Origin of the sequence: Mycobacterium sp. SM1, assembly GCF_018361265.1 — a bacterium.
Classification (GTDB): Bacteria; Actinomycetota; Actinomycetes; order Mycobacteriales; family Mycobacteriaceae; genus Mycobacterium.
The window spans coordinates 2,082,749-2,088,748 of the sequence record NZ_JAFLNH010000001.1; the positions used below are offsets into that span (position 1 = coordinate 2,082,749).

Below are 6,000 nucleotides of genomic sequence, written 5' to 3' on the forward strand. Positions count from 1 at the left end.
AGGCTGGCGGTGTCGTCTGGAAACGGGCGGGGTCGAAGCCCAGCGTCGAACGCCCCGGTTATCGGGGTGTGCAACCGAACGGTCCGTAACGTGAAGTGAAGCCTGCCGCGTCGTTAAGCGATCAGGGAGTGCCGAGCCCGGAGGAGAAGGGCGAAGGCCATGGAAGCGGTGAAGATCCTGGAAGTGCAGCCGTGAAGGACTCCCCGGCGTAAGGGGCTCGGAACGTTCGGATAGTGGTGACGGGAACTGGAGAGGCCCTCCCCGGCCCAACCGACTGCGTAGAGCGGTTGGGGCGCGGCGACCTATAACCGGCGACGAGCCGGGAAGTGGAAGCCAGCCGGGGGGGCGTCGGAGGTGGTCGTAGTACCGGTTGAGCCGAGCGGACAACACAACCGCCGGTGAGGGAAGGGCCACTGCTTCGTCGATGCGTGTGGGTGACTGTGGAGGTGCCCGGTGAGTGCCGTTTCGGCTAGTCCCGCCGACAGCGGAACTGTTGTCGCTGACAAGGTTGCGTTGGACAAGGTGCGTGCCCTGCAACACACGCTGTACCGGACGGCCAAGGCCGATCCGGGGCGACGGTTTCATGCGTTGTGGGACAAAATCTTGCGCAGAGATGTCCTGTGGCGCGGCTGGGTCGCGGTGCGCACCAACAACGGCGCACCGGGCATTGACCGGACCACCTTGGACTGGATCGAAAAGGAGTACGGCATCGACCGGCTCCTTGATGAGCTGTTCTCCGGACTGCGGGATGGGTTGTATCGGCCGCTTCCGGCGCGGCGGGTCTATATCCCCAAGCCGGGAACGACCGAGCAGCGGCCGCTGTCGATTCCTGCTGTGCGTGACCGCATCGTGCAGGCCGCCACCAAGATCGTGCTCGAGCCGATCTTCGAAGCGGGTTTTGCCCCGTGCGGTTTCGGGTTTCGCCCGAAGCGGGGTCAGCACGATGCCCTGCAGGTGCTCGTCGACGAGAACTTTCGGGGCAGGCGGTCGGTGGTGGAGACCGATATCGCCGATTGTTTTTCGGTGATAGCGCATGACCGGGTGATGGCAGCGGTCGAGGAACGGGTGTGCGACCAGTCGGTGCTTAAGCTGCTGCGCGCGATGCTGCGTGCGGGAGTGATGGAATCCGGCGTCGTCCGTCATCCAGGCACCGGAACCCCGCAAGGTGCTGTGATCAGCCCCTTGCTGTGCAACGTGTACCTGCACCGGCTCGACCCGGTCCTGGGACACCCGCGCTTTCGGGGTGCTGGTGCGCTTCGCCGACGATCTGCTGGTGATGCGCGAATCCGAACAGCAAGCCCACGCCGCGCTCGCGCGGCTGCGGGCGCTGCTGGCCGAGTTGGGCTTGGTGCCCAAGAAGGCCAAGACCCGCATCGTCGAATTGGTGGTGGGCGGAGAAGGTCTCGACTTTCTCGGCTTTCATCATCGGATGGTGCGCTCGCGGGGTGTGCACGGCAGACGTGGTGTGGCGTTCTTGGCCCGCTGGCCCAGTGATCGGGCGATGCACCGTGCACGCGATCGGATCAGGCAGTTGACGATCCGGTCTCGGCTGCTGCTGCCGGTCGAGGTGGTGGTGGAGGACCTGAACAGGTTCCTGCGTGGCTGGGCGAACTATTTTCGCTACGGCCACTCCGCGATCCGCTTCCACAAGATCCAGCAGCACGCCCAAGACCGGTTGGCGCTGTTTACCGGTAGGCAGCACAAGCGCGGGCGCGGCTTTGGCCTGTCCGTGCTTGCCTACCAGTCCACCGATTACTGCGGGTTGTACAGCCTGAACGGAACCGTCATCGCACCCAGGGCTAACAAGCCCTGGCGGGAGAAACCGAATGCCGGCGGTGAACGGCGTCGGTGAGCCGTGTGCGGGAGAACCGCATGCACGGTTCGAGGTGGCGGGAGCTGGAGCGGCACCGACCTGACCAGGGGCACCAGGGGACGGACAACCGACCGGGAAACCGGCGGCACCAAGGCCCTGGGTCCTACCGTCAGTGCTCATTGCTTCTCCAGTTCCCGACCCAACTAAATAGTCGGTGCGGGTGACGCTTGGGTTAGATTCCGGGATTGGTTGATCTTCAGGCGACGCCGTTGGTGTCGCCTGCGCCGAACTGGTCGGGGCCGCGCAGGAACGCTGCGGTGGCGGCGGCGCCGGTTGCCGGTTGGGTGGCGCCGGCGTGTTCGGTGCCGGCGGTGAGGATGCCTTTGATGGTCCGATACGCCGGATCGCCGACGGTGAGCGCGCGAGCGCAGGCGGCCTCGAGCCGGTCACAGCCGTGTTTGTCGCGCAGCCCGAGCACTCCTTGCGCGGCCCGCAGGTGGTGGATCGCGTTGTCGCGCATGAATTCGGCGATCACGGCCTCACAGTGCGGCCCGACCTCGGCGGCGGTGTGCCGCCACCAGGTTGGGGTTTTCATCGCGAAGGCGGCCGGCGGGTAGTGGGCGAAGTCGGGGGAGCGCCCGGAGGGCCGCCGCACGTGGGTGGCGACGACCTCGTTGCTGGCGAAGATCTGCACGATGTCACCGGCGGTGCGGGCGTGCAGGCGCTGCCCGATCAGCCGCCACGGCACGCTGTAGAGGGCCTTGCCGACTTTGAGGTGCGAGTCGACACCGACGACGCCGATGGACCAGGTGGCGAGTTCGAACGCGTTGCTCGGCAATGGCTTCAATGCTTGTGCCTCGAACGCCTCGAACACCCGCAGTGGCTGACCGCGGTCGAGGGCGCGTGAATGCCGTAGCCCGGCCACCTCCCGGCTCCACCGCAGTGCTTCGGCCTGCATCTGGGCCAGTGAGGTGAACTGGCGGCCGCGCCAAAACGAGTCCCGCACATAGGTCATTGGCCGTTCGACGCGCGGTTTGGACCACGTCGTCAACTACATCCAATCCCGACGATCGGCACCGCAAAGTGCGGGTCACGCACCGGTTCCATCCGCTGTATGGCCGGGAGTACGAGTTCGTCGTTCACCGGCAGAACTGGGGTGAGGACCGGGTCTACCTGCATGACGAGAACGGGGAGTTGTTCTCGGTTCTGACTGGCTGGACCGATGCGGCACCGGTCGATCCGTTTGTGGTGGTCGCCGAGGGCCGCTGCCCGTTCACCACGGCGGGGCTGCTGGCCCTCGCGGATCTGATCGACCGACTGCGGTCCCAGCCTGATCGGGACCGGGCTGTCAGGAAGATTACGCCGTGACTGTCAACCAGATTACGCCGGAATTACTGACGATCTTGCCCACAGTCGGCGTGTCACTCGGCTCTATCCGCCAGTATTCCCGCGGATCACGCGGCTATCTGCGGCGTGTCAACACCTCACCCCTATACTTTAACGGCATAATCCATCTAACAGTTTGGGTGATTGGGAGGCGATATGGGCCGACGAGGCGCGAGCGAGGACCCGAAGGTAGCAGCGTTGCGGGAGGCGCGCTGCCTCAACCCGCATCCCGAGGATGTGACCGACGAGGCGTTCCGTTCGCAGGAGTTCTTCGACGCCCGCGACGCGGTGCAGGTCAAATACGAGATGGTGCGGCGGGTGCGGGTGGACGGCGACTCGGTCACCGCGACCGCCGAGGCGTTCGGGTATTCCCGTCCCTCCTACTACGAGGCGGCCGCCACGCTCGACGAGCAAGGGCTGGACGGGCTGGTGCCCGGCAAGCCCGGACCGCGCCGGGGACACAAGCTCACCGACGAGGTGTGTGCGTTCGCCGACCAACAGCTGTCCACCGACCCGAGTCTGCGGTCGGCGGATCTGGTGGAGCCGATCGCGGCCCGCTTCGGCGCGCGCGTGCACCCCCGCTCGATCGAGCGCGCGCTGGCCCGCTACCGGGATCAGCAGTCCAAAAGTCGCTGACTCATCCGCTCACGAGCCCAGGAGGGAGGACACCCCGCCGCTGTCCCCGAGACCCTCGCCTGGCCCCGCGACTGCTGAACCGAGCACCTGCTCGGATGCCGGCCAGGATCACGCTGTTCCCGGTGGTGGGCTGGACGCCTGCTACGAACAGCTGCGTCACGCCGCCCTGCACGCGCGTGCCGAGGCGTTCCCGCTGGGCTTCGCCGTGCTCACCCGCCAGGGCGTGACAGCCTGGCGTCGCGCCCTGACCGACCTCACCCCCGATACCCGACCGGCCCCGATCGCGACGGCGGCCCCAGTCGGCGCGGCGGTGTCGGCCCCGATCTCCGCCGAGCTCGTCGATGCCCTCGCCGCTGTTGTGCTCGCCGGCACCTAACCCACCCCGATCGTCGGCACCCGCAACGTCCCACTCCCCATGACCGCCGTGTTCGGCGGGAAGGAGCATGCCCGTGTTCACCGATACCGCCGCCTCCAAGGTGAGCGCTGCTCAGCTGGCCAAACCAGCGCTGTTGTATGTCCGCCAATCCACCCTCAAGCAGGTCATCCACAACGCCGAATCCGCGCACCGCCAATACGACCTGCGCAGCCGGGCCATCGCGCTGGGCTGGGCCGATGATCAGATCAGCGTGATCGACATCGACCAAGGCCACTCCGGCGCCAGCTCCGCCGACCGCGAGGGCTTTCAGCACCTGGTCGCCGAGGTGTCGCTGGGCCGGGCCGGGATCGTGCTCGGCCTGGAATGCTCGCGGCTGGCCCGTAACTCCGCCGACTGGCACCAACTGCTCGAGCTCTGCGCCATGACCGGCACCCTGATCTGCGACGAGGACGGCCTCTATGACCCCCGCCAGTTCAACGACCGGCTGTTGCTCGGCATGAAAGGCCAGATGTCGGAGGCCGAACTGCATTTCATCAAGGCAAGATTGCGTGGCGGGGTGCTATCCAAGGCCCGCCGCGGCGAGCTCGTCATGCCGCTGCCGGTCGGGCTGGCCCACGACGCCGTCGGCCACGTCGTGCTCGACCCCGACACCGCGGTGCAGCACGCGCTGCGCCACCTGTTCGACACGTTTGCCGCCACCGGATCCGCCTCGGCCTGCGTCAAGGCGTTCCGTGAGGCCGACCTGTTGTTCCCGTGGCGCCATCTCAAGGGTCCCCGCAAGGACGAACTGGACTGGAAGCCGTTGGGGCATCACACCGTGCTGCGGGTGCTGCACAATCCCCGCTACGCCGGTGCGTTCACCTACGGCCGCTACCGCCATCACAAACTGCCCAGCGGAAAATGGTCGTCCACCCTTTTGCCGCGCGAGGAGTGGATCTCGTTCATTCCCGACGCCCACCCCGGCTACATCACCCTAGACCAGTACGACGCCAACCGCGCCCGGTTGGCCGCCAATGCCGCCGCGCACGGCCGCGACCGCGCCGGCGGGCCACCTCGGGAGGGACCTGCCCTGCTGCAAGGGATCATCATCTGCGGCCGGTGCGGCAAACGGATGACGGTGCGCTACAACCATCGCCGCGGTCAGCCATTGCCCACCTACGTGTGTCAACGCGACGGGATCGAGAACGCAAAACGGATCTGCGCCAACATCTTCGGCGCCGACCTCGACCGGCGCATCGGACAGCTGCTGTGCGACACCCTGACCCCGCTGGCTGTAGAGGCAGCCCTCACCGTGTCGGCCGAACTCGAACAACGCTCCGCCGACGCCGACCGCATCCGCGCCGCCCACGTCGAACGCGCCCGCTACCGCGCCGACCTGGCCCGGCGCCGCTACCTGGCCGTCGACCCCGCCAACCGGCTCGTCGCCGACAGCCTCGAAGCCGACTGGAACACCGCCCTGCGCGAACTAGGCGACACCCAACAGGCCTACGACAAGGCCCGCCAGCAGCACCCCGGGCAGCTCACCGACGCCCAACGCGCCCGCATCGGCCAGCTGGTCACCGACCTGCCCGCAATCTGGAACGACCCGCACACCCCCACCCGGGAACGCAAACGCATCGCCCGGCTGCTCCTCACCGACGTCACCATCCACCGCGACAGCGACACCATCACCGCGCACGTCCGCTTCTCCGGCGGCACCGACACCACGCTCACCCTGCCCGCCCCCAAACCCGTTGGAGAGCAACGCAAAACACCCGCCAACATCGTCGCCGTCGTTGACGAACTACTC

Annotated in this window: 5 protein-coding genes and 3 pseudogenes; 7 read left to right on the top strand and 1 reads right to left on the bottom strand. The window is 67.1% G+C overall.

All coding sequences use genetic code 11. The features are described from left to right. Positions 1-834 precede the first annotated feature (834 nt). The 3 genes and pseudogenes from MSM1_RS22945 to MSM1_RS21785 all read left to right on the top strand — a co-directional run. Positions 835-1,116: pseudogene (locus tag MSM1_RS22945) on the top strand (reverse transcriptase domain-containing protein); the annotation flags it as partial. 121 nt (positions 1,117-1,237) lie between these two features. Beyond that, positions 1,238-1,363 (top strand): annotated as a pseudogene (locus MSM1_RS22950) (hypothetical protein); the annotation flags it as partial. A gap of 168 nt (positions 1,364-1,531) precedes the next feature. Then, positions 1,532-1,852: a group II intron maturase-specific domain-containing protein gene (locus MSM1_RS21785; RefSeq protein ID WP_236054845.1), complete on the top strand. Its 321-nt coding sequence runs from the start codon at positions 1,532-1,534 to the stop codon at positions 1,850-1,852. Between the two features lie 217 nt (positions 1,853-2,069). Here the strand turns inward: MSM1_RS21785 and MSM1_RS09575 are convergent. Then, positions 2,070-2,849, bottom strand: a pseudogene (locus MSM1_RS09575) (IS21 family transposase); the annotation flags it as partial. A gap of 47 nt (positions 2,850-2,896) precedes the next feature. Between MSM1_RS09575 and MSM1_RS09580 the strand changes: the two are divergent. The 4 genes from MSM1_RS09580 to MSM1_RS09595 form a co-directional block, all read left to right on the top strand. Next, positions 2,897-3,181: a DUF5372 family protein gene (locus MSM1_RS09580; protein ID WP_213439686.1), complete on the top strand. Its 285-nt coding sequence runs from the start codon at positions 2,897-2,899 to the stop codon at positions 3,179-3,181. A gap of 174 nt (positions 3,182-3,355) precedes the next feature. Beyond that, on the top strand, positions 3,356-3,835 hold the full coding sequence (locus tag MSM1_RS09585; protein ID WP_213439687.1) for a helix-turn-helix domain containing protein: 480 nt from the start codon (positions 3,356-3,358) through the stop codon (positions 3,833-3,835). 223 nt (positions 3,836-4,058) lie between these two features. After that, on the top strand, positions 4,059-4,211 hold the full coding sequence (locus MSM1_RS09590; protein ID WP_213441665.1) for a hypothetical protein: 153 nt from the start codon (positions 4,059-4,061) through the stop codon (positions 4,209-4,211). A gap of 73 nt (positions 4,212-4,284) precedes the next feature. Next, positions 4,285-6,000 (top strand): recombinase family protein (locus MSM1_RS09595; protein ID WP_307857322.1); only part of this gene is annotated, 1,716 nt, incomplete at its 3' end.

Coding starts and splice junctions, on each gene's coding strand:
- MSM1_RS09585 (WP_213439687.1), top strand. CDS start 3,356: ATGGGCCGACGAGGCGCGAGCGAGGACCCGAAGGTAGCAGCGTTGCGG.